At 56.3% G+C, this 22,936-nt stretch carries 11 protein-coding genes; 9 read left to right on the top strand and 2 right to left on the bottom strand.

The window, feature by feature from the left end:
- The first annotated feature begins 253 nt into the window (after window positions 1–253).
- Both ACRBB0_RS02345 and ACRBB0_RS02340 read left to right on the top strand, forming a co-directional pair.
- Window positions 254–919, top strand: coding sequence for an SDR family NAD(P)-dependent oxidoreductase (locus ACRBB0_RS02345; RefSeq protein WP_431372788.1), 666 nt, complete (start codon window positions 254–256; stop codon window positions 917–919).
- A 107-nt stretch (window positions 920–1,026) separates the two neighbouring features.
- On the top strand, window positions 1,027–3,975 hold the full coding sequence (locus ACRBB0_RS02340; protein WP_431372787.1) for a calcium-binding protein: 2,949 nt from the start codon (window positions 1,027–1,029) through the stop codon (window positions 3,973–3,975).
- On the opposite strand, the gene epsE is transcribed toward ACRBB0_RS02340, so the two are convergent.
- A complete protein-coding gene (gene epsE, locus ACRBB0_RS02335; protein ID WP_431372786.1) occupies window positions 3,972–5,183 on the bottom strand; it encodes an exopolysaccharide biosynthesis GT4 family glycosyltransferase EpsE in 1,212 nt (403 codons plus the stop codon). The two genes, ACRBB0_RS02340 and epsE, sit on opposite strands and share 4 nt — an antisense overlap.
- A 158-nt stretch (window positions 5,184–5,341) precedes the next feature.
- Here epsE and ACRBB0_RS02330 point away from each other — a divergent pair, with 158 nt between their 5' ends.
- The 7 genes from ACRBB0_RS02330 (at window position 5,342) to ACRBB0_RS02300 (ending at window position 21,969) form a co-directional block, all read left to right on the top strand.
- A complete protein-coding gene (locus tag ACRBB0_RS02330; RefSeq protein ID WP_431372785.1) occupies window positions 5,342–6,196 on the top strand; it encodes a glycosyltransferase in 855 nt (284 codons plus the stop codon).
- Window positions 6,193–7,554 carry an oligosaccharide flippase family protein gene (locus ACRBB0_RS02325; protein ID WP_431372784.1) on the top strand — a complete coding sequence of 454 codons (1,362 nt, stop codon included), beginning with the start codon at window positions 6,193–6,195 and terminating at the stop codon, window positions 7,552–7,554. Before ACRBB0_RS02330 ends, ACRBB0_RS02325 begins: the two co-directional genes overlap by 4 nt.
- Window positions 7,555–7,742: 188 nt before the next feature.
- The gene (locus ACRBB0_RS02320) at window positions 7,743–14,180 is read left to right on the top strand and encodes a type I polyketide synthase (RefSeq protein WP_431372783.1); all 6,438 of its coding nucleotides are present in this window, start codon (window positions 7,743–7,745) and stop codon (window positions 14,178–14,180) included.
- A 4-nt stretch (window positions 14,181–14,184) separates the two neighbouring features.
- Window positions 14,185–15,195 (top strand): glycosyltransferase family 2 protein, encoded by a 1,011-nt coding sequence (locus ACRBB0_RS02315; RefSeq protein ID WP_431372782.1) that lies wholly within the window; start codon window positions 14,185–14,187, stop codon window positions 15,193–15,195.
- A gap of 14 nt (window positions 15,196–15,209) precedes the next feature.
- The gene (locus tag ACRBB0_RS02310; RefSeq protein ID WP_431372781.1) at window positions 15,210–19,736 is read left to right on the top strand and encodes a MupA/Atu3671 family FMN-dependent luciferase-like monooxygenase; all 4,527 of its coding nucleotides are present in this window, start codon (window positions 15,210–15,212) and stop codon (window positions 19,734–19,736) included.
- 2 nt (window positions 19,737–19,738) lie between these two features.
- Entirely contained in the window at window positions 19,739–20,416 is a 678-nt protein-coding gene (locus ACRBB0_RS02305; RefSeq protein WP_431372780.1) for a 4'-phosphopantetheinyl transferase family protein, read from the top strand.
- Between the two features lie 224 nt (window positions 20,417–20,640).
- Window positions 20,641–21,969: a GumC family protein gene (locus ACRBB0_RS02300; RefSeq protein WP_431372779.1), complete on the top strand. Its 1,329-nt coding sequence runs from the start codon at window positions 20,641–20,643 to the stop codon at window positions 21,967–21,969.
- Between the two features lie 41 nt (window positions 21,970–22,010).
- On the opposite strand, the gene ACRBB0_RS02295 is transcribed toward ACRBB0_RS02300, so the two are convergent.
- A partial coding sequence (locus ACRBB0_RS02295; RefSeq protein WP_431372778.1) for a CpsD/CapB family tyrosine-protein kinase occupies window positions 22,011–22,936 on the bottom strand: 926 nt, incomplete at its 5' end.

The raw sequence follows: 22,936 nt of genomic DNA, 5'->3' as shown, positions 1-22,936 counted from the left end.
TCGCATCTCCTCTGAGCACGCGCGCCGCAATGGCCGCGCTCAGAGGCGAGTTAGGAGTAGGTCAATGCACAAACCATCGCGCCCGGAAAGCGGGCGACGCGCAAACGGCACCGGAAGGCGCGCGATTTTGGCGATATGTGTGGTCATTGACATGGCCGGGACTATACCGCGCTTGGCGTGAATGAAAAGTGGATTTTGCAGGTTTTTTGCCCAAACGCTTTGTTGCGCTATGTCCTTGATCAAAGGAGATGGCATGCAGCGGGCATTGATCATAGGAGCAAGTGGTGGGATCGGTTGCGCGCTCTCCCAAGCGCTTGTGGCGCGCGGGTTTAAGCTTGACGCCCTGTCACGGAGCCAAACCGGGTTCGATGTCACAGATGAGGGTTGCGTGGAGGCACAGTTGAGCGCGTTGAGCGGGCCTTACGATTTCGTTCTGATTGCAACGGGGGCGTTGGAAATCGCCGGGGCCCCACCCGAAAAATCAATCCGTGCCTTGAGCGCTCAGGCAATGGCAGATCAGTTTGCACTGAATGCCATTGGTCCGGCCCTTGTGTTGCGCCATGCGGCCCGATTGTTGCCAAAGGACCGGCGCAGCGTGATCGCGGCCCTATCTGCGCGGGTTGGCTCGATTGGGGACAATCGTTTGGGCGGTTGGACAAGCTATCGGGCCTCCAAGGCCGCGCTCAATCAGATCATCCGCTGCGCAGCAATCGAACTGTTACGCAGCCACAAACACAATATCTGTGTCGCCTTGCACCCCGGCACCGTGGCAACGCCTTTCACGCAAAAATACCTTGGTCGGCATCCTTCGGTGGCACCGGAAACCGCAGCAGGCAACCTTTTGAAGGTGATTGACAATCTGCAACCGAACCAAACCGGCCAATTCTATGATTGGGCAGGCGAACAGGTGCCTTGGTAATGTCCACCCGCTTGCGCAAATAACGGCAAACGGTTTGTTTGAGCTTGCCCTGACCTACGGCATAATAGGATAAAAGCGGTGGCAATATGTGCGATACGGGTGGGCAGATGATAAAACGACTTGCGGCATGGGTCAGCATTGCAATCTTGGCTGGCGGGGCGGCCCTTGCTCAGGAGCGGGATGCCAGCTCGGTCTACTTTTTCGGCAACTCATTGGTGCATCATCTGAGCGAAGAAGATGACCACACCAACGTTCCGCATTGGCTCAATGAAATGGCCAAGGCCGCGGGCAAAGAGTTTGCCGTGGAAGGGCAGTGGGGATTTCTGCGCAATTTTTCCGAAGGCCTCCCGCCTGCGCCAAACTGGAGCTTTAGCGGTGTCAAAGGGGCCGGACGCGGGGATTTTGGCAATGTGGATTTCGATGCCGTTGTCGTTACGCCAGCGAACTTTGTGCAATATCAAAAGCCTGACGCACCTTATGAGGGGGACAACCCGTCAAACGAAAGCCCCCTTGGGGCGATGATCAAAGTGTTTGATTGGGTCCATGCTGAAAGCCCAAACGCTCGGTTGTTTGTTTACGAAGGTTGGGCCGAGATGGGGAGCATTACAGGCTCTTTCCCACCGAATGCGCGCGGACTGAGACGATACCACACCTTCAATCAGGGTGATTATCACGCGTGGTATGAAGGGCTGATCGGCACATTAGCAGTTACCCGTCCGGCGCAGAATGTTCAGTTGATCCCAGTCGCATCTATTTTGTCCAAACTCTTGGCAGATGGGGGGGTATTGGAAGGATTGCCCGCGCAGGCGCTGTATTCTGATGATGCGCCGCATGGGACGCCCTCGTTGTACTTATTGGCCGCTATGGTGACTTATGCGTCACTCTATAATGACATGCCACCAGCAGAGTTTCGCCCCCCGACCACATTGCATCCAGATCTGGTTGACGAGTTTGCAGCCGTAGCAGAGGCCATTTGGCAGGACATTCCAAAAGTGCAGGCCTCTGAACAAACGCCGGTTCCAAGCGCCCCGCAGTCCGATGCTGAACAACCCGAAACGATAACGGTTGAATTGCCACGACGCCTTGCCGTTACCTTGCCGCCCAGCGGAGCGCGGCCCACTGGGGTGCCGGTTCTTGGTCTTGGGTTAAATGGTATTTCTGATTGGTCGACCCAGCATCCGTTTCTCGACCTTATGAAGAGCGCACGTGGTTGGGTTGGCCACAAAGGCAGCCAATGGGGTGCGGTCAGCACAGAAGAATTGCGTGCTGGTGGATTTCTGGACGAAAACGGCTGGCCGACTTCGCTACCTGATGGGGTGTCAGCTCTGGAGGCTGTCCTGCTGACGGAGCAGCCCGAAGAGGCCAAATCACTCTCTGGCCGTTACCTGGTCAGCTATGAGGGACAGGGTCAACTGCGGCTGACCGGCCGGGCGAAACGCGCCAAATACTCGGACGGGCAAATTGCGTTTACCTATAGTCCCGGCGAAGGTTTGGTTGGCCTGCAAATCACCGAAATTGATGCAAGCGACCCGATCCGAAACATCGTGATCCTGCGTGAAGAACATGTGGACATGTATGAGGCTGGCGCGCTGTTCAACCCGGCTTGGATCGAGAAAATTCAAGACATGCGGTCGATCCGGTTTATGGATTGGATGTTGACCAACGGGTCGCCGGTTATTGGATGGGATGATCGCCCGAGGTTTTCTGATGCCAGTTGGACCCAATGGGGCGTGCCGCTTGAGGTCATGATCCGTCTGGCCAACCATATCGGTGCCGACCCTTGGTTTACGCTGCCGCATATGGCGAATGACGACTATGTACGCCAGTTTGCGCAGACGGTTCAAAGGGGGCTCGACCCTCGGCTTAAGGTACATGTTGAGTATTCTAACGAGGTTTGGAACCACATTTTCCCGCAGGCCGCTTGGGCGCGTGATCAGGCCACTGGATTGTGGGGTGAAAGCGATACGGGCTGGATGCAGTTTTATGGAATGCGGGCGGCGCAGATCATGAATATCTGGTCAGAGGTATATGGAGACACGGCCGAGGATCAGCTGGTGCGTGTGGTTACCACTCATACGGGTTGGCCTGGACTGGAAGAGGATATTTTGCGTGCTCCTTTGGCGTTTCTTCAGCTTGGCGCATTTCCGCAGGACAGTTTTGATGCCTATGCGGTGACCGGTTATTTTGGCTATGAACTTGGGTCGCCAGAGATGGCGAAGACGATGAATGCGTGGCTTGATCAGTCCGAAGAGGTCGCGATCAAAGCCGGCGAGTCGCAAGGGCTGCGGCGGGTCTCCTTGCGCGAATACGTCAAGAGGGCCCGATTTGAAGCGGCGATTGCCCCGGTCACTCTGGCGCTCGAAGACGGGTCATTGCGTGAACTGACCGAAGAGATTTTCCCGTATCAGGCGGCGGTCGCGCGCAAGGCTGGCCTGCGGTTGGTGATGTACGAAGGCGGCACCCATGTCACGGCGCACGGGGCGCAAGTCAATGACGATAGGCTGACGGCCTTTATGACCGAATTCAATTATACCCCTGAAATGGCCAATTTATATGAGCTTTTGCTCGGCGGTTGGGTTCGGGCGGGCGGCACGATGTTTAACGCCTTTGTCGATGTGGCTCCGGCTACAAAGTGGGGCAGTTGGGGGGCGCTTCGACACCTGGATGACAAAAATCCCCGTTGGGATATGTTGATGGCCTTCAACGCCGCTGCACCGGGAGAATGGGAACAACGAGACATTGCCGCCTTTGGCAATGGCATCACGCGGATTGCTGGAACCGGAAACCAACGTTTGCAAGGCACCGCCCACGAGGATGTGCTGATTGCAGGATCAGGCAATGACACATTGGTCAGCGGGGGGGGCAGTGACGTGATGCATGGCGGCCCCGGAACAGACAAAGCGTTGCTTCCGGGCAAGCCAGCAGACTACCGATTTGAACAAACAGGCACCCAGTTCTTGGCCCACCGCGAAACTGTGACGATCCGCATGTCTGGAGTTGAAGAGTTATTGTTTGAAGGGGCCGCTGGCCAAAGTCTGCAGGTGGCCGGGCTCTAACGCCCCATTGCGGTGTTGATTTCAGCCACAAGCGTATCAGCGCCCAAAGACGCCCGAAAATTCTCAACCACATGGGCACGCCCCGCGTCCGAAAGGCGTTGCAGTGCAGCCGGATCACCGGCCAAAGTACGGATAACACGCGCCAATTGGCTCGGAGCTTTGGGTTCGACGAGATAACCGTTCACGCTGTCTTCGATCAGCTCGCGCACGCCGCCCGCATCGGTGCCAATGGTCGGAACCCCCATAGACATCGCCTCCATATAGGCAACGCCCAGTGGTTCGTGCCACGACGCAAGAACAAACAGATGCGACTCTTCAAGCTTGGCCTTAACTTGGTCTGCGTCGATCGCGCCAAGCAATTTGACGTGATCCTGAAGGTGCAGCTTCTTTAAATGCGCCTCAAGCTCAGCCCGATAGCCGTGCCCGCCGTCATCGTCTTCTCCGGCAATTTCAACCCGAATATCGACGCCTTGGTCGATCAATTGCCGGGTGGCGGACATGAGATCCTGGTGACCTTTAACAATGTTCAACCGCCCACAGGAAAACACGCGGATCGGACGGCCATGTTCTGGTGGTGCGTAGGGTTTCGTGCGGCTGAGGGCGTCGATATCAACACCCATGGGGCGGATGACGATCCGTTCCGGCAGGTGCCCTGCGAGTTCTTTGCTGATCTCGTTCACAAGCTTCTGTGTGATCACGGTTGCAAAGCTCGCATGTTCCCATTTTAACCGCTGCCCTGGGCCATAGTCTGACAGCGGACCATGCAATGTATGCGAATAGCGTGGTGCCCCCAGATGATGTGCAAAACATGCAATAAGCGAGGCACGCGCACAGGAATGTGCGTGAATATGGTCTAGTTTCAGGGCTTTGGCATGTTTTGTAAGCTGTTGTGCCGCAGAAAAAGTCAGCAACGCGTCCTTGGAAAAACGCCCACCTTCGCGGAGCATCCACCCCAAAAGACCTTGCCCCAATAGCCGCGTTGCTGCGACCCCGGCACTGACCGGGTTAACGCTTCCCAAATAGGTTGTGCGCGCCATGGCCTTGTCCGACCAGTCATGCGCAATCAGCCCCTTGGGGGGCTTACGTGTTGAAAACACATGTACTTCGTGCCCCATCGCCTCAAGCGCCAGAATTTCGCGCCAAAAGAAAATGTGCGTTTGCCCCGGAAACTGGGGAACAATATATCCGATCCGCAAGCCTTGCGTCACTTTGATCTAGCCTTGAAAAGTTGAGCAGCACGCCGCCCTCCCAAAGGCAGCTCTTGGAAATAATCTAGCCGTTTCCATTCTTTGGCCATAGTTAACTGCCATGAGGTAAAGCAAAGGGGCCTGTATTTTCGCAAGGTGTGGCTCCTCGGGTACGGGTTATGATGAAAGACAACATGACGGGGGCTGTCCGGCTCTCTGTTATCCTTCCTGCAAGTAACGAGGCGGCACTGATTGGTGGCTGCCTGTCGGCGATTCTGGAGTCGGATTGGGAGGGGGCTGGCGTGCAGGTTGTCGTCGTTGCCAACGGGTGCCACGATGACACGGTGGCCCGCGCACAGGCCATGGATGACCAATTCGTGGCGCGGGGTTGGCGGCTCGATGTTTTGGATTTGGCGACAGGTGGTAAACTCGGTGCGTTGAATGCCGGTGACGCCGCCGCTCTGGGGGCAACTCGGGTCTATCTTGATGCCGATGTCACCATCAGTCGCGGCGTTCTGTGGCAATTGTCCAATGCTTTGGATAGCGCGTCGGCCCGCTATGCATCCGGGACTGTGAATATCACCGCTCAGGGCTGGATGAGCCGCACTTATGCACGCATCTGGCGGCAAGTGCCTTTCATGACGGAATGCGTTCCGGGATGCGGGGTTTTCGCAGTTAACCAAGCCGGACGCGAGCGGTGGGACACCTATCCCGATATCATTTCTGACGACACATTTGTCCGTCTCAGTTTTCGACCGGACGAGCGGATTGGCGTTCCGGCCTCTTATAATTGGCCAATTGCCGAAGGCTTCGCGAATTTGGTCAAAGTCCGCAGACGTCAGGATGCCGGGGTGGACCAGATCGCAGAACAATTCCCGGAACTTATCGAAAATGACGACAAGCCAAGCTTTCCGACGAGCCGAAAATTGGGCATCGCCCTGCGTGATCCTATCGGATTTGCGGTTTATTCTGGCGTTGCGCTGATCAGCAAACTGACCCGCAATCGCGTCGATGGTTGGAGCCGAAGCCGATGAGCGTGATGGCAAAATTCCAAGGCTCTTCGCTCGGGGCGCGGGTTCTGCGGTCGTCGGTTTTGACGATCGGTGGATTTGGCATGAGCCAGATGATTCGACTGGCGTCGAACCTGATCCTGACCCGGCTTTTGTTCCCCGAAGCCTTTGGTCTTATGGCGCTTGTCATGGTGTTCCTTATGGGGCTGGGGCAGTTTTCAGATGTCGGGGTGACACCTGCCATTATGCAAAGCAAACGTGGTGATGACCGTGATTTTCTGGACACCGCGTGGAGCATTCAGGTTGTCCGCGGTTTCGGTTTATGGCTGGTCGCCTGCGCCTGCGCTTGGCCGATGACATGGGTCTACGGTCAGGATCTGCTCTTACAGATGCTACCTGTTTCGGCGCTAACATTGCTGATCACCGGCTTTCGGCCGACCAAAATGGTGACGGCCAACAGACACCTGAATCTAGGTCGCGTCACGCTTTTGGACATGGTCACCCAAATCGTCGGAGTCACCGTCGGTATCGGTCTCGCCTTATGGACCCATTCTGTCTGGGCACTGGTGATTGCGGGCGTGGTGGGCGCATTGGTCGAAGTGGTGATCAATTGGCGTTATCTACCGGGGCCAAGTAACAAGTTTCATTGGGAAAAATCAGCAGCCCGCGAATTGATCGGTTTCGGAAAATGGGTGTTCCTGGCCACCGTTTGTGGCTTCTTCTTTAGCCAAGCGGACAAGATATTAATCGGGAAATTTGTGCCGCTGGATATGTTTGGTATCTACAATATCGGCTTCTTTTGGGCGTCTTTTCCAATGATGCTTGGCGGTATGGTGACCCAGAAAATCCTGATCCCCATTTATCGCGAAACACCCCCAACCGAGAGCCGGGAAAATTTCCTCAAACTTCGCAAGATGCGCGTGGCTGTGTCGCTGTTGCTAATGGGATTTGTCGGCATCTTTGCGGTGATGGGCGTCTGGATTGTCGATCTTCTGTATGATCATCGCTATTTGGACGCGGGGGCAATCGCCGTCATTTTGGCCATTGCCCAAATGCCAATGCTGATCGTCATGACATATGATCAGGCGGCCCTTGCCGCAGGTGATTCCAAGCGGTTCTTTGTTCTGGCGGCGGCGCGGGCTGTCCTGATGATTGCCTGCCTTTTGATCGGTTTAGAGGCGTCTGGTTTGCTTGGCGCTCTGATTGGTTATGGCGCAGCATTTGTGTTGGCTTATCCTGTTGTTGTTTGGCTGGCGCGGCGCATGGGGGCGTGGGATCCACTGCATGATCTGGGGTTCGCGGCCGTTGGTCTTGGGCTTGCGGCAATGGCTCTTTGGATAAACTGGGCCGCGATTTTGTCATTTGCGGGGAAAAGCCTCTAACCACTCCCGTTTCCAATTTGGCAACAATCTTGCTACAAATGATGTGCCAATCCGCCCGAGCGTAAAAGATGCAGGGGCCGGGCGTCATTAATTGCGGCAGCCGACGGCTCGAAAACCTCAAATTTGCCCCATTTCCTGCGCAAAGGGCGCGTAAATTGGCGGGGACGCAGTGGCGGGGTATTGGATTCATGATGAGCGACACACAAAACTTTGGTGAAAACGACATCGCCATTGTCGGCATGGCCGCGCACCTTCCGGGGGCGGATGATATTGCCAGCTATTGGCGCAATCTGCGCGATGGTGTGTCCTCGATCCGCCGTTTGAGCGAAGACGAGCTCAAAGCCGCTGGTGAAGATCCCGGCCTTATCCGCCATCGCGACTATGTGCCCTTTGCGGCACCGCTTGACGATTTCGACATGTTCGACGCTGAATTCTTTGGGTTTTCCCCCAAAGAAGCCGCGATCATGGATCCGCAACACCGTCAGTTTCTGGAAACCTCGTGGGAGGCGTTGGAGAACGCCGGTCATGTGCCGGAAAACTTCCCCGGCCAAGTTGGTGTGTTTGCAGGCTGCGGTATGGGCAGCTATTTCTATTTCAACATTTGTTCGAACCCCGACCTGGTCGAAAATACTGGCATGTTCCTGTTGCGTCACACGGGCAACGACAAGGATTTTCTGACCACGCGCCTAAGCCATATTCTCGATTTGCACGGCCCGTCGATTGGGGTCCAAACGGCGTGCTCGACCTCCTTGGTTGCGACCCATTACGCGGCCCAGGCATTGCTGAATGGCGAATGCGATATGGCGCTTGCCGGAGGCGTGACGATTGAGTTGCCGCAAGGGCGCGGCTATCTTTACAAGGAAAATGAAATCCTGAGCCCGGATGGCGAATGTCACGCTTTTGATCATCGCGCCCAAGGGACAGTGTTTGGGTCTGGCTCGGGTGTGGTTGTGTTGCGTCGGATGGCCGATGCGGTGGCGGATGGCGATCATATTTGGGGTGTCATCAAAGGCACAGCCGTAAACAACGATGGTGCGCAAAAGGCGGGTTATTTGGCCCCATCTGTGGATGGTCAGGCCAAAGCCGTGGCCGAAGCACATGCCATTGCCGACGTGACCGCCGACACCGTTGATTATGTCGAATGCCACGGCACCGGCACATATTTGGGTGATCCGATTGAAGTTGCCGCGCTCACCCAGGCCTTTTCGGAAACCTCTGATAAGCTTGGGCATTGTCGGATCGGATCGGTAAAAACAAATATTGGTCATCTCGATACGGCCGCAGGTGTCGCAAGCATGATCAAAGCGACCATGGCCTTGCATCACAAACAAATGCCGCCTTCTTTGGGATTTGAGGCCCCAAATCCTGCGATTGATTTCGAAAACTCTCCGTTTCGCGTTAACGACACCCTGAGTGATTGGCAAAACCAAGGTCACCCGCGTCGCGCCGGTGTGAACTCGCTTGGTGTCGGGGGAACAAACGCGCATGTCATTTTGGAAGAAGCACCTGACCGCATGGGGTCCGAAGAAAGCGATTTTCCGTTCCAAATCCTGAGTCTTTCGGCCAAGTCAAAGGCTGCGCTTGATGGCAATTCCACGCGTCTCGCGGATCATTTGCGTGGCTACCCCGAACAGGATTTGGCCGATGTTGCGTGGACGTTGCAAAACGGCCGCCGCGCTTTTGAAAAGCGTCGCGTGGTTGTGGCAGAAACCCACGCCGAAGCTGCCAAATTGTTGGATGAAAACAACCCGCGCCGGGTGCATTCGCACACCGCGCTGGAAAGCCCTGAGATCGCCTTTATGTTCCCCGGTGGTGGCGCGCAGTATGCGGGCATGGGCCGTGATCTCTATGAAACGGAACCGGTCTTTGCCGAATGGATGGATCGCGGGCTTGACCATTTGGCCACTCTGACAGACGCTGACATGCGGTCGCTTTGGCTCCCGGCTGAGGCAGATCGCGCTCAGGCCGATGACGCGCTGCGAACGCCCTCTTTGCAACTGCCGCTGATTATGATCGTCGAGTATGCTTTGGCCCAGCTTTGGACAAGCTGGGGTCTTCAGCCGACGGCTCTGGCCGGTCATTCCATGGGTGAAAACACCGCCGCTTGCGTTGCCGGTGTCATGAGCTTTGAAGATTGCATTGGCCTTGTTCACCTGCGCGGCAAACTGTTTGACACGGTGCCTGCTGGCGGCATGTTGTCGGTGGCAATGGCCGCGCAGGATTTGCGCCCACTGTTGGGGGCTGAGCTTGATCTTGGGGCCGTGAATGCGCCCGAATTGTCGGTGGCTTCTGGCCCACAGGCGGCTTTGGATGCTCTCGAAGCTGAGTTGGCATCGCGCGACATTGACGCCCAAAGAATTCAGATCGATATCGCGGCCCACAGCCGCATGCTTGAACCGATCCTCGAAGACTTTCGCGCTTACCTGAACAGGATTCAGCTCAACGCGCCGCAAATTCCGCTGACCTCCAACCGCACCGGCACATTGATGACGGACGAACAAGCGACCGACCCGAACTACTGGGTCGAACACCTGCGCGGCACCGTGCATTTTGCCGACTGCGTCGGTACGCTTGCAGCCGACAATCGGATTTTTCTCGAAGTTGGGCCGGGCAAAGCGCTGAGCGCTTTGGCGCGCCAGCATGGCGATGTTTCTGCCAATCAGGTTGTTTCTTCGCTGCGCCACCCCGAAGATATTATCCCAGACGACAAACACATGTTTGAAGTGATGGGCCGCCTTTGGGCGTTGGGGGCTGACATAGATTGGGAACAAATCTGGGGCGAAGCGCGCCGCATTCGGGTGCCGCTCCCAACCTATGCTTTCCAGCGAAGTTCCTATTTCATTGAACCCGGCAAGCTAACGACAGAGAGCTCGCCGCAATTCCTGATGCGCAACGAAGACGTCGCGGATTGGGGCTGGAAACCGGTCTGGCGTCCGCGCTCTGCGCAGGTCGAGCTGGATGTGGCTGACCTGAGCGATGCCGAGCCGCAAACCTGGCTGATCTTTGCGGATGACGCCGGCCTTTCCGCAGGGGCAGCGTCGCAGCTGCGTGCTGCGGGTCATGATGTGATTGACGTGCGCGTTGGCGATAGCTTTGCGCGGCTTTCGGATGATCGCTATCTTCTGTCGCCCGAACGGGGCCGCGAAGGTTATGATCTGCTGCTTCAGGACATGTCCGCGCGCGGGTTGGTTCCGACACGGATCGCGCATTTTTGGCTGGTGACCCAAGATGAAAGCCATCGTCCCGGCTCCTCCTTCTTCCACCGTATCCAGGAGCAAGGTTTCTATTCGCTGATGTTTCTGGCCCAAGCTCTGGCTGATGAAGGGACGGCAAAGCCCCATATCACCGTGTTCACAAATGGTGCTGCCAAGTTGCGCGACGAAGCGCTGCCCTACCCGGCCAAGGCAACCATTGCCGGGCCTGCCCGCGTTATCCCACGCGAATTGCCGGGCGTAACGGTTAGCACCTGCGATCTTGAGTTGCCCCAAGCGCCCAAGGCCTCGTTTTTTGGTCGGGCCAAGGCGATGTCCGGCCATGCGCAGGTGATGCAATCTCTGACAGGCCGTGTTCTCGAAGAGATGATGGCCGAACCTGCGGCCACCGCGGCGGCCTTGCGGGCAGACCGTCGGTTTGAATCTACAATGAAACCTGTGATTTTGGAACCTGTCCCACAAGCCGTCCGAAACGGAACCTATCTTATTACCGGTGGATTTGGCGGGATCGGCCTAAGCCTTGCCCAAGACTTTGCAGCCCATGGGGCCAATTTGGTGCTTTTGGCACGCAAATCATTGCCCGAACGGCAAAATTGGGATGATTACCTGACTCGTCACGCACCAAATGATGCGATTGCGCGGCGTATTCGTGCCGTTCAAAACCTTGAACGGGCGGGGGCAACCGTCATGGTTCAGGCCGCTGATGTCTGCAATCGTGATCAAATGCAGGCGGTGCGCCAGTCCGTTGAGGATGCATTCGGCCCAATCACAGGCATTATCCACGGCGCTGGTGTGATTGATGACGCACCTTTGTTGACCAAAACCCCTGCGTCCGTCGAAGATGTGTTCACTCCGAAAATCCACGGTACAGAAGTGTTGGGCCAAGTCTTTCCCGACGGTGCTGTCGAATGGATGGCGTTGTTTAGTTCATCCTCCACCGTGACTGCGCCGGCAGGCCAGATCGACTATGTCGCCGCGAATGAATTCCTTAATGCGTTTGCCCGCGCGCGCAGTGGCAAAACCAAAGTTGTCGCCATCAATTGGGGTATCTGGAACGAAGTTGGTATGGCGGCCGAGGCTGTTGCGGCACGTGCTGGCGACCTTCCACAAGCACCTGTCGAACCGGTGACCTTGCCTTTGCTGGATGAGATGACTTTTGATGACCACGGCAACCGTGTGTTTCATGCAAACTATAGCAGCGACGATTGGTTTATTGACGAACACCGCACCAAAGCGGGCGATGCGTTATTGCCGGGGACGGGGTATCTGACCCTCGCCGCTCATGTGCTTGAGGCGCATCATCAAAGCGGCGCGTTTGAGCTTCGCGACCTTGATTTCTTGCGCCCGCTCCGAGTGGCCGATGGCGGTGCCCGTGATGTACGCATTCGCCTGAACCGGACAGATGACGGGTACGGATTTGACGTGCTGGCGGACGCCACCCTTGGCGGACGTAAAGGACATGCGCTTACGGCCCAAGGATCTCTGGCGTTGCTGCCCATGGCCCGACCGGAGCCGGTTGACTTGAATGCGATTCATGCCCGGTGTGGCGCACCATCTGGCGTGCCCGATCAAAAGCTATCAGCCGCACAAGAGGTTCATCTTGCCTTTGGCCCGCGTTGGAAAGTGCTCGATAATCGCGCCATTGGCCGCGGTGAAGGCATTGCCGAATTGTCCTTGCCGGAACTGGCTTTGAATGACGGTTGCTTGTTGCATCCGGCCCTGATGGACATTGCCACAGGTTGGGCGATGGAATTGATCGAAGGGTATCAGCCCACGCATCTCTGGGTGCCTGTGCGCTATGCCCGTGTCCGCGTCCACGAAGCGCTGCCGGATCGGATTGTCTCGTGGGTGCGCAATGCAGCAGAAAACAGGGCCGAGGCCGAAACCGCCAGTTTCGATGTCACCTTGTGCGATGTCGACGGCAATGTTGTGGTTGAGATGACCGGGTTTACCATCCGCAAACTCGACAGTCTCGATGTTCTCAAGGCAGCGCCGCGTTTGACCGCCGCTGAAGTTGAGTTCGACGAAGGGCCTGAAACAGGCCATGCCCTGTCCGCCGCCGAAGAGCGTTTGGCCCATAACCTGTCGCAGGGGATTTTACCTGCGGAAGGTGTGGATGCCTTTTACAGGGCGCTGGCGCTGAATGCGCCGCAAGTTGTCGTGTCTTCCATGGATATCGACGCTTTGACTCGGCAAACTGCGGCCTCCTCCGCGGAAGCCGGAGAGACGCAAAAGTTCGATCGCCCGCAGCTTGAGGGAGATTATGTTGCTCCTGAAAACGAAATTGAACGCCAATTGGCCGAGTTCTGGGAAGAACTGCTGGGGGTTCAAAACGTGGGTGTCGAAGACAGTTTCTTTGACCTGGGCGGGCATAGCCTGATTGCGGTGCGCCTGTTCGCCAAAGTTAAGAAAGCCTTCCGAGTAGATTTCCCGATCTCTGTATTGTTCGAGGCTCCGACGATCCGCAAATGCGCGGCCTTGATTGCCGATCAAGTTGGAATGCCGGACGCAAGCGGCACATCGGACGCCCCCAAAGCACCAGAACGCCGGTTCCGCCATATTGTTCCGATGCATGATGGGGACGGCGGGGCGCGACAGCCGTTCTTCCTGATCGCTGGCATGTTTGGCAATGTGCTCAACCTGCGCCACCTTGCCCATCTGTTGGGCGCGGATCGTCCGTTCTATGGCATTCAGGCCAAAGGCCTCATGGGCGGAGAAGATCCCCATGAAACAATTTCGGACGCCGCGCGCGATTACATTGCCGAAATCCGTCAGGTTCAGCCGCATGGGCCGTATATGCTTGGTGGTTTCTCGGGCGGTGGCATCACCGCCTACGAGGTTGCGCATCAGCTTGAGGCGATGGGTGAGCACGTCTCGATTGTGGTGATGCTCGACACGCCGCTCCCGCAGCGTAGGCCTTTGAGCCGCAAAGATCGCATGATCATCCAGTGGCACCAAGCCCGCGAAAAAGGTCCGCTTTACCCGTTTATCTGGGCCAAAAACCGGATCGCGTGGGAAATTGAGAAGCGCCGCGAAACCGCGGAAACGGATCATTCCGGGGCCTTCCATAATGCGGAAATCGAAGCTGCCTTTTATCGGTCAATCGCGACCTACACGCTAAAACCGTGGGATGGCCGGCTTGTCCTCTTCCGCCCACCGCTGCACGGAAAATGGCAGGTCTCAGACGGTGCCATGGTCAATTCGGAACGTACGTATTTGACGCATGACAATGACTGGGGCTTGTTTGTACCGCATGTCGATGTTCAGGAAGTCCCCGGGGACCACGACAGCATGGTGCTTGAACCCAATGTTCGCGTGCTGGCCGAGCACATGCGCGCCGCCATTGAACAGGCAGAAGCGCAGGCGGCTGGCAACGGTGAAGTGTTTGATTTCCCGACACAGGCGGCGGAGTAACAGAATGTCCAAGCTTCTTGTTGTTTCGCTGAATTATAAAACACCTGAGATGACCTTGCGGTCGGTTCGCGCGGCCTTGCAGGCAATGCAAGGGCTGAATGCCGAGCTGGTCTTGGTTGATAACGACAGTTGCGATGGTTCTTTTGAAGCTATGCAAGCGGGGCTTGCGACGGCAGATTGGGCGCAGGGGGCTCCGATCCGCGTCATCCAAAGCGGCCACAATGGTGGCTTTGGTGCGGGCAACAACGTTGGCATACGTGCCGGATGGTCCGACGGGTCCAAACCCGATTACGTCTATCTGCTCAATTCCGATGCTTTCCCGGCGCCGGACGCGCTCCACAACCTGCTTAACCATCTCGAAATGACCCCCAAAGCGGGTTTCGCCGGAAGCTATATCCATGGCGAAGATGCTGTGCCGCATATCACCGCGTTCCGGTTCCCGTCGGTCTGGTCGGAGCTTGAAGGCGCCATGCGGTTCGGGCCTATTTCGCGGCTCTTGAAAGACAAATCTGTGCCGCTCGGCATTCCAGAAACAACGCAGCGCGTCGATTGGCTTGCTGGTGCGTCACTCATGATGCGTCAAAGCGTGCTCGACGAAATCGGCCTCTTTGATGAGACGTTTTTCCTATATTTCGAGGAGACAGATCTCTGTCTGCGTGCGGCCCGTGCCGGGTATGAAACGCATTACGTGCGTGAAAGCCACGTTGCCCATATTGGATCTGTTTCGACCGGAATGAAGGTTTGGACCAGAATACCCACGTTTTGGCTTGATAGCCGTTGGCACTATTTCAGTACCAACCATGGTCGCGCCTATGCGGTTTTGGCGACTGTCATGCATGGCATAGGCGGGCTATTTTGGCGCCTGCGTCGGGCCATCCAAAACAAGGATCGCGCCGATCCGCCACAATTTTTGCGCGATCTTATTCTACATGATTTGCAAGCGATGACCCGGCCGCTGCCGGGCAAGCGCATGGCAGCAACCCCGGTCGCCGGGCAAGCCGCTGTTGAGAGTTAAACGGAGTGAATAATATGACCCAGTTCTCCTGCATTGTGATCGGCAATGAATCGCTCTTGGTGCAATGCGCCCAGGCGGCGCTTGATCGAGGGAACACGGTTGCAGCGGTGGTGACCCGCAATGCGGGTATCGCTGAATGGGCAACGGGTTTGGGTCTGCGGGTTGAGGCACCGGGCAAAGACCTTGGGGCGCGCATGGGGGATGTTCAGGCTGACTATCTTCTGTCGATCGCCAATCTCGATATTATTCCTGCTGATGTTTTGGCCATCCCATCCAAAGGGGCGATCAATTTTCACGACGGACCCTTGCCACGTCACGCAGGGTTGAATGCGCCTGTCTGGGCGATGATCGCCGGCGAAACTCAGCATGGCATTTCGTGGCACATGATCGAAGGCGGCGTCGATGAAGGTGACGTTTTGGCGGCGCGAAGCTTTGACATTGCGGCGACGGACACGGCGTTGACCCTGAATACCAAGGCCTATGAAGCGGCGATTGCCAGCTTTGGCGACGTTTTGGATCAACTCGAAACCGGGGCGTTGAAACGCACCAAACAAGACCTGTCCCAGAGAAGCTATCACGCCTTGGCCGATCGTCCTTCGGGGTATGGATTGCTCGACTTTTCGCGCCCTGCCGAAGAACTGGCCCGCCTGGTGCGCGCCCTGGATCACGGCGGGTATTGGAACCCGCTTGCTGCGCCGAAATTCCGGGCCAAGGGCCAGATCTGGCTGGCTCAAAGCGCGCGGGTGGTCGACGGCTCTGCCGCTCCCGGTACCGTTTTGCTTGAAACCTCCGATCATTTGACGGTGGCCTGTGGAACAGGTGCGCTAGAGCTTGAAGACATCACCCGTATTTGCGGAACACCCGTTGCGCCGGTTGTTGTCGCGCTCGAAGGCGACGTCTTGCCCCTGCCGACGGATTTTTCAGCGGTTGATACTGCGATCTCGCAGGTTGCTGGTCGTGACGGCGCGTGGCGCAGGGCTTTTGCCGATTTTCATCCTCTGGAACTTGGCGGTATTGCCGCTGAAAGTGCCGAAATTGAAACCCGGTCTCTAACCCTGTCCGACGGAGTGGCGCAGGTCATTGCGTGGGTTCAAATGCTGGCGGATCGTGACCAAATCGACTTGGCCTACACCAATGCCACGGTACAAGCCCAAGCGACCTCCGGGGTGGTTGCGCCATGGGTGCCCCTTCGCGCCGATGCATCAACTATCGCACAAAACATGATGGTCAACGCCGGGGTCGCCACCGACCTTTTTGCCCGGGCACCCGAATTGGATTGGCCGAACGTGCCCCACATCGGCTTGTCTTCGGTGGGGCATATCGAAGGTACGGCCATCACAATCAATACAGAACTGGGGCAACTCAGCTATGACAGTGGCAAAATTTCCGCCGCCATGGTTGAGCTTTTGATTGCCCGTTTGGAATTGCAACAAGCTCTGCCAGAGGCTGAGCGTCAAACGGTTCTGAACCAATGGAACAACACCGGTGTTGATTACGACCGCGACCTGACCATGCATCGCGCGTTTGAAGCGCAGGTTGCCAAGACGCCCGGTGCAACGGCCTTGGTCTTTGAAGGCCAAAGCCTGACCTATGCCGACCTGAATGCACGCGCCAATCGCGCCGCCAATGTGCTGCGCGATATGGGTGTGAGCTCTGGCAAAGTCGTTGGGCTGTGTTGTCAGCGTTCGGTTGATCTTATGGTAGGGGCCTTAGCGATCCTGAAGGCGGGGGGCGCGTATCTTCCCATGGATCCGAGCTATCCGGCTGATCGCCTTCAACATTTTGTCGAAGACAGCGATGCGAAGGTGATCGTCACCCAAGCCGCGGTTGAGCCAAACCTTCCCAAACATAGCGCTCAGATTTTGGTGTTGGACGCAGAGCCGCGCCTTGCCGCCGCGTCTGCCGACAATTTGCCTGACACCAGCAATGCCAGCGATCTGGCGTATTTGATTTATACAAGCGGTTCGACTGGCAAGCCTAAGGGCGTGATGATCGAACATCGCAATGTTATCAATTTCTACGCCGGCATGGACGCGCTTATTCCAGTTGGTGGCACTTGGTTGGCCGTCACATCGCTTAGCTTTGATATCTCTGTGCTTGAGTTGTTCTGGACCACCGCACGTGGTTTCAAGGTTGTTCTGACCTCGGACGAAGATCGCGGCCTGATCTCAAAAGGGCCGATGCCAATGTCGGACGCGGCAATGGAGTTTTCGATCTATTATTGGGGCAACGACGATGGCGTTGGCCGCGATAAATACAAAATGCTGCTCGAAGGCGCGAAATTCGCAGATGAGAATGGGTTCAGCGCCGTTTGGACGCCCGAACGTCACTTTCACGCCTTTGGCGGCCCTTACCCGAACCCATCTGTAACTGGAGCTGCCGTTGCTGCCGTGACCCACAATATTGGTGTCCGGTCTGGATCGGTGGTCGCGCCTTTGCACCATCCGGCCCGCATCGCTGAAGAATGGTCGGTGATCGACAACCTGACCAACGGCCGCGCTGGGCTGGCTATTGCCAGCGGTTGGCAGCCGGATGATTTTGTGCTGCGCCCAGAAAACGCCCCGCCCAACAACAAAAAAGCGATGGTCGAGAACATTGATCAAATCCGCAAATTGTGGCGCGGTGAGCCTGTGCCATTCCCGCGTGCAGATGGATCATTGCATGAGGTGGTGACCCAGCCACGCCCGGTTTCCAAAGAGCTGCCAGTCTGGGTGACCATCGCCGGCAATCCTGACACATGGCGCGAGGCCGGGCGTTTGGGGTGCAACGTCCTGACCCACCTGCTGGGCCAGTCGATCGACGAAGTTGCGGGCAAGATCAAGATTTACCACGAAGAGCTTCGCAAGGCCGGTCATGACCCCAAGGATTTCAACATCTCATTGATGTTGCACACCTATATCGCCGAAACACGCGAAGAAGCCCGCGAAACCGCGCGCCAACCGATGCGTGATTACCTGACCTCTGCGGCCGGTTTGATCAAACAATACGCTTGGGCTTTCCCGGCTTTCAAACGGCCAGAAGGTGTGAACAATGCCTTTGATCTGCAGCTTGATGTGCTGGAGCCAGACGATCTTGACGCAATTTTGGACTTTGCCTTTGAACGGTATTTCAACGACAGCGGATTGTTTGGAACCGTTGAAGACGCGCTGGCCCGTGCCGAGCAACTCAAACGCATTGGGGTGACTGAAATCGCCTGTCTGGTTGATTACGGTATTGATCGCGAGGTCGTTCTGGAAGGGCTCCGTCCCTTGGCGCAGGTTGTGAAAGCCGCTCAAAAAGCGCCTGAGCTGGCCGAAGATGACTATTCCATCGCCGCACAGATTGTTCGTCATGATGTCACGCATCTGCAATGCACGCCGTCGATGGCGCGGATGTTTGCCATGAATGACGAGGCTCGTTTTGCGCTTGGTCGGGTGCAACATTTGTTCCTTGGCGGAGAGCCATTGCCCGGCGCGTTGGTCCGGGAATTTGGTGACATAACAACCGCGAACATCACCAACATGTACGGCCCGACGGAAACGACCATCTGGTCTTCGGTCGAAGCGGCCCAGGCCGATGACAAGACCGTCAACATCGGTAAGCCTTTGGTGAACCAACAGCTTTATGTTCTGAACGACAATCGCGAACCTGTTGGAATCGGTCAAGAAGGGGAGCTTTGGATCGGTGGCGACGGGGTGACACGCGGCTATTGGAACCGTCCCGAACTGACCGCTGAAAAGTTTGTCGAAAATCCGTTCCACGATGGTCGCATGTATAGCACAGGTGATCTGGTGCGCCGCCGCGATGATGGCCGCATCGACTTTGTTGGCCGTGTCGATCATCAGGTAAAACTACGTGGTTTCCGAATTGAACTTGGCGAAATCGAAAGCCTGCTCGAGGCCCAAGCCGGTGTGACCCAAGCGGTTGTTGTTGCCCGTGAAGATGTGCCGGGCGACATTCGACTGGTCGGGTATTACACCGGTGCCACGCAGGATGAGACGGGTTTGCGCACCGCCATGGGCAGCAGTCTTCCGAGTTTCATGGTTCCCGGTCGGTTTGTTCAGCTGGACGCATTCCCGCTGACCCCCAACAAAAAAGTTGACCGCAAGGCGCTGCCGAAACCACAGGCAAAAGCCGCGCCGGTTGTGAAAAAGGACGTTGCACCGCAGCCGGTTGCCGTCACGAATGCTTCGGCCACGAATGCTTCGGCAAGCGATTTGGCCGCGGTAGAGCAGGGGATTTCGCTGATCTGGACCAACATTCTTGGGGTCGAAGGGTTTACCGGGCGTGACAGTTTCTTTGATCTTGGTGGCCATTCGCTTCTCGCGGTGCAAGCGCACCGCGCCATTCGCGATGAATTTGGCGCAAAGGGCTTGTCGATCACTGATATTTTCCGCTTCCCGGTTTTGTCCGATCTGGTCGCTTGCGTGGCCTCTAAAATGGACGGTGGTATTGCCAAGTCGACCCCGGAAAAAACCGCCCCAGAAAACAATGATCGTGCGCAATCGCGGTCTGATGCTATGGCGCGGCGGCGCGAAATGCGGTCACGGCGGAGGGCCTAACAATGATGAGCCCGGAGGCAGAAAGCATCCGGACCATGCTCGCTCAAACGGATTTGCCGCTTGGGCTTGCTTGGGCCATGTCCGATCCCATTGATGATCCATCCCTGCTGTTTCCAGACGAAGCCAAAGCAATCGCTAAGGCTGTTCCAAACCGTCGGGCTGAATTTACCGGCGGTCGCGCAGCAGCCCGCAAGGCGATGTGGTCATTGGGAATTCATCCCGCCGCCATTCCAATGGCGGATAACCGCGCGCCAATTTGGCCTGAGGGCATAACCGGCAGCATCACACATGCTGACGAAATCTGTATGGCAATTGTCTCGGAGGCCGGGCGGTATGCCGGTTTGGGGCTGGATCTAGAACCCGACGTTGCAATGGACCCCGATCTTGTCGCTGAGGTTTGCAGCGAAGATGATCTCGCGGGGGTGCCGGTTGAGGATCAAGCGTTTTTGCCAAAGCGTGTGTTTTCCGCCAAGGAAGCCGTGTACAAAGCGCATTTTGCAAAGGCTGGAATTTCCTTTGGATTTAAAGCGCTTGCCGTAGATCTAAAGACGGGCCGTGCGAGTTTTACGGCGGATTCTGAGGCGCAATCTGTACCGCTAATCCATCGTGGAGATTTGAGTTTTCAGCAATGGATTTGCGACGGAATGATTTTGTCACTTTGTGCAATTCCAAGGCAATGAACGCAGGTGTCTGTTGTCAGCGGAAATCGGGTTATCCAATTGCAAATGTGGCGAAAAAAAGGCCGCGATCCCGGATCGGGATACGGTTTGTTTCCGAACTGGCTCGGGATAGACGTGGCGAAATTTAGGCAGTTTTGCTACAATGTGTCGTGGATAGGGCTGCGCGCCGGTTTGTGCATGCTCTGTTGCGAACGCATTGGGGGCAACTTTGCGGGAGTACGTAGATGAATCAGTTCCAATCGTTCGACGAGATCCTTTCGGCGTTACGTCGTCGTGCCTCGATCATTTTGTCCATCACCTTTGTCGGTTGCATGTTGTCGCTCTATTTCGCGCTCAGCCAAGTGAAGGTGTATGAAGCCACGGCCGTTGTGCAAATCGAAGACGCCCGCGTACCAGACCAATTGGCCGGGGCGACTGCTCAGGCGGAGGATTCAGGGCATCGCGTTCGGTTGATCGAACAGCGGCTCATGTCTCGCGACAACCTTGTTAGGATCATGGAAAAGCATAAGCTTTTCATCAATGATCTGTCGATAACCATGAATGAACGTATTCATCTGATGCGTCAGGCCGCAAGAATTGAGCAAATCGTGAACAGCGCTCAGCCCTACGCACCTGGCGCGAACGTGCCGTCAGGGTTGCTCATAACTGTCAGGCTTGATGATCCGGTCAAGGCGGCGGCCTTGGCAAACGAATTGATGTATTCCGTGATTGATCAATCCCGCGATCGCAGTGTCGGACGGGCACGTGATACGCTGGAATTCTTCGCGACAGAAGAAGCCCGCGTGAAATCCGAGATCGAAAAGCTCGAAGCGGAAATTGCTGAATTCAAAAGCGAAAATGCCGAAGCGCTGCCTGCCGGGGTGGTGGATTTGCGCAGTCAATTGTTAACGTTGCGCGAAACCGTTCTGGAACTTGAGCGCGAGATCCTGACACTGAGAACAAACTCGGCACGCCAGCGGGAAGGCGTCACAGAGCAGCAAATTAACCTGCTGCAAGAAGAAAAACTGCTGATCGTTGAACGTATTACGCAATTTCAGGCCCAACTCGCGGCGGCACCGGAAGTTGAACGTAAACTGAACAATCTCGAACGCCAAATGACACAACTGCAAGAGCAATACTCCGTCATCACGCGCCGCAAAGCAGAGGCTGAGCTTGGCCAAATGCTGGAAGATCGTCAGCAAACTGATCGCTTTGAAGTGTTGGAAACCGCACTAGAGCCGGAATTCCCAGTGTCTCGTTCGCGCAAGAAAACGGCCGTTATGGGTGGGGTCGCATCGTTGATTATGGGGGTGGCCATTGCCTTTGTGGTTGAGCTTTTGAACCCAGCCATTCGCAGTGCTGCTCAGATGGAACGGGCCTTGGGCATACAGCCGGTCGTGTCGATCCCGCATGTTGCAGCGCGCCAAAGTCGAACGGGTCGCGGGCTGCGGTTGTTTGGGTGGCTTGCGGCTGGCTTGGCGGCGGTTTGGGGGCTATTTGCACTCGTTGGAGGCAAAATTCCCGCAATGACGCCACTTTTGGATCGTTTCACACAAAGAACAGCCCGCGGATAAATCTCGCGGGCTAGGGTCCTATATTCGATTTTTGACGCTAGTCAGTATTGGTAGCGGCTCGTTTCTGTATGTTCGGCCTTGTTCAGAACCATGCCGAGCAGCGGTGTTGAATCGCCCAATCGGCGCTCTACTTCTTTGATTTCTTTTTCAGTGGTTGTGCCGCCGCCAACCACCAGCAAAACGCCGTCAAACATTGGGCGGAAGGCGATAACATCGTCGTAATAGAGCGCAGGTGGCAAATCAAAGAGCATCACATCTGGGTTCAACTCTTCCTCTAGTTTGCTCAGGCTTTCCGCTGTGCGCGGGTCTTGCAACAGTTCCGAAGCATAGGGTTCGATCACACTATTGAGCCCAAATGCGATGTTGCGACCGGCGTGGATCGCGTTTTTACCTAGCCGCATGAGATGCTGCTCCGGGGGAATATTGCCGCGCAGCATTTCACCCATGGCACCGGGCTTTTCGACGCCAAGAACACGGTGAAGACTAGGTCGGCGCATATCGCAATCTAACAGAAGGGTTCGGCAATTTTCCTGCCGAGACAGACTTATTGCAAGATTGGCGGCTGTAAAAGTCTTGCCGCAGTCTTTGGTGGGCGACGTGATTGCGACACGCTTCCACCCGTTGTCAGCAAGGGCCTGCAATAGGCGGGTCCGCAAGACATCAAAGGCGGCATGCGCTGGGTCTTCACGCTCGGCGGTAATGATTCGATTGCGACCCAAATGGGCGGCGTTAACAGTGAATTCCTGTAACGACCCCCAAAGAGATTGAGGGCGTGCAATGCGTTCAGATTGCTGGAGCTCTCTTGCGGGCTGTTGTTCTTCACGAATAGACCGTTTGGCCTGCAACTCAGCCTCGCGTTTGGCCTGCAACTCAGCTTCGCGTTTGGCCTGCAACTCAGCTTCGCGTTTGGCCTGTAACTCGGCCTCACGTTTAGCCTGTAACTCGGCCTCACGTTTAGCCTGCAACT

The sequence above is a fragment of the Pelagimonas sp. genome (assembly GCF_050633425.1).
Taxonomy (GTDB): domain Bacteria; phylum Pseudomonadota; class Alphaproteobacteria; order Rhodobacterales; family Rhodobacteraceae; genus Pelagimonas.
This window is presented reverse-complemented; position numbering and strand designations above follow the sequence as displayed.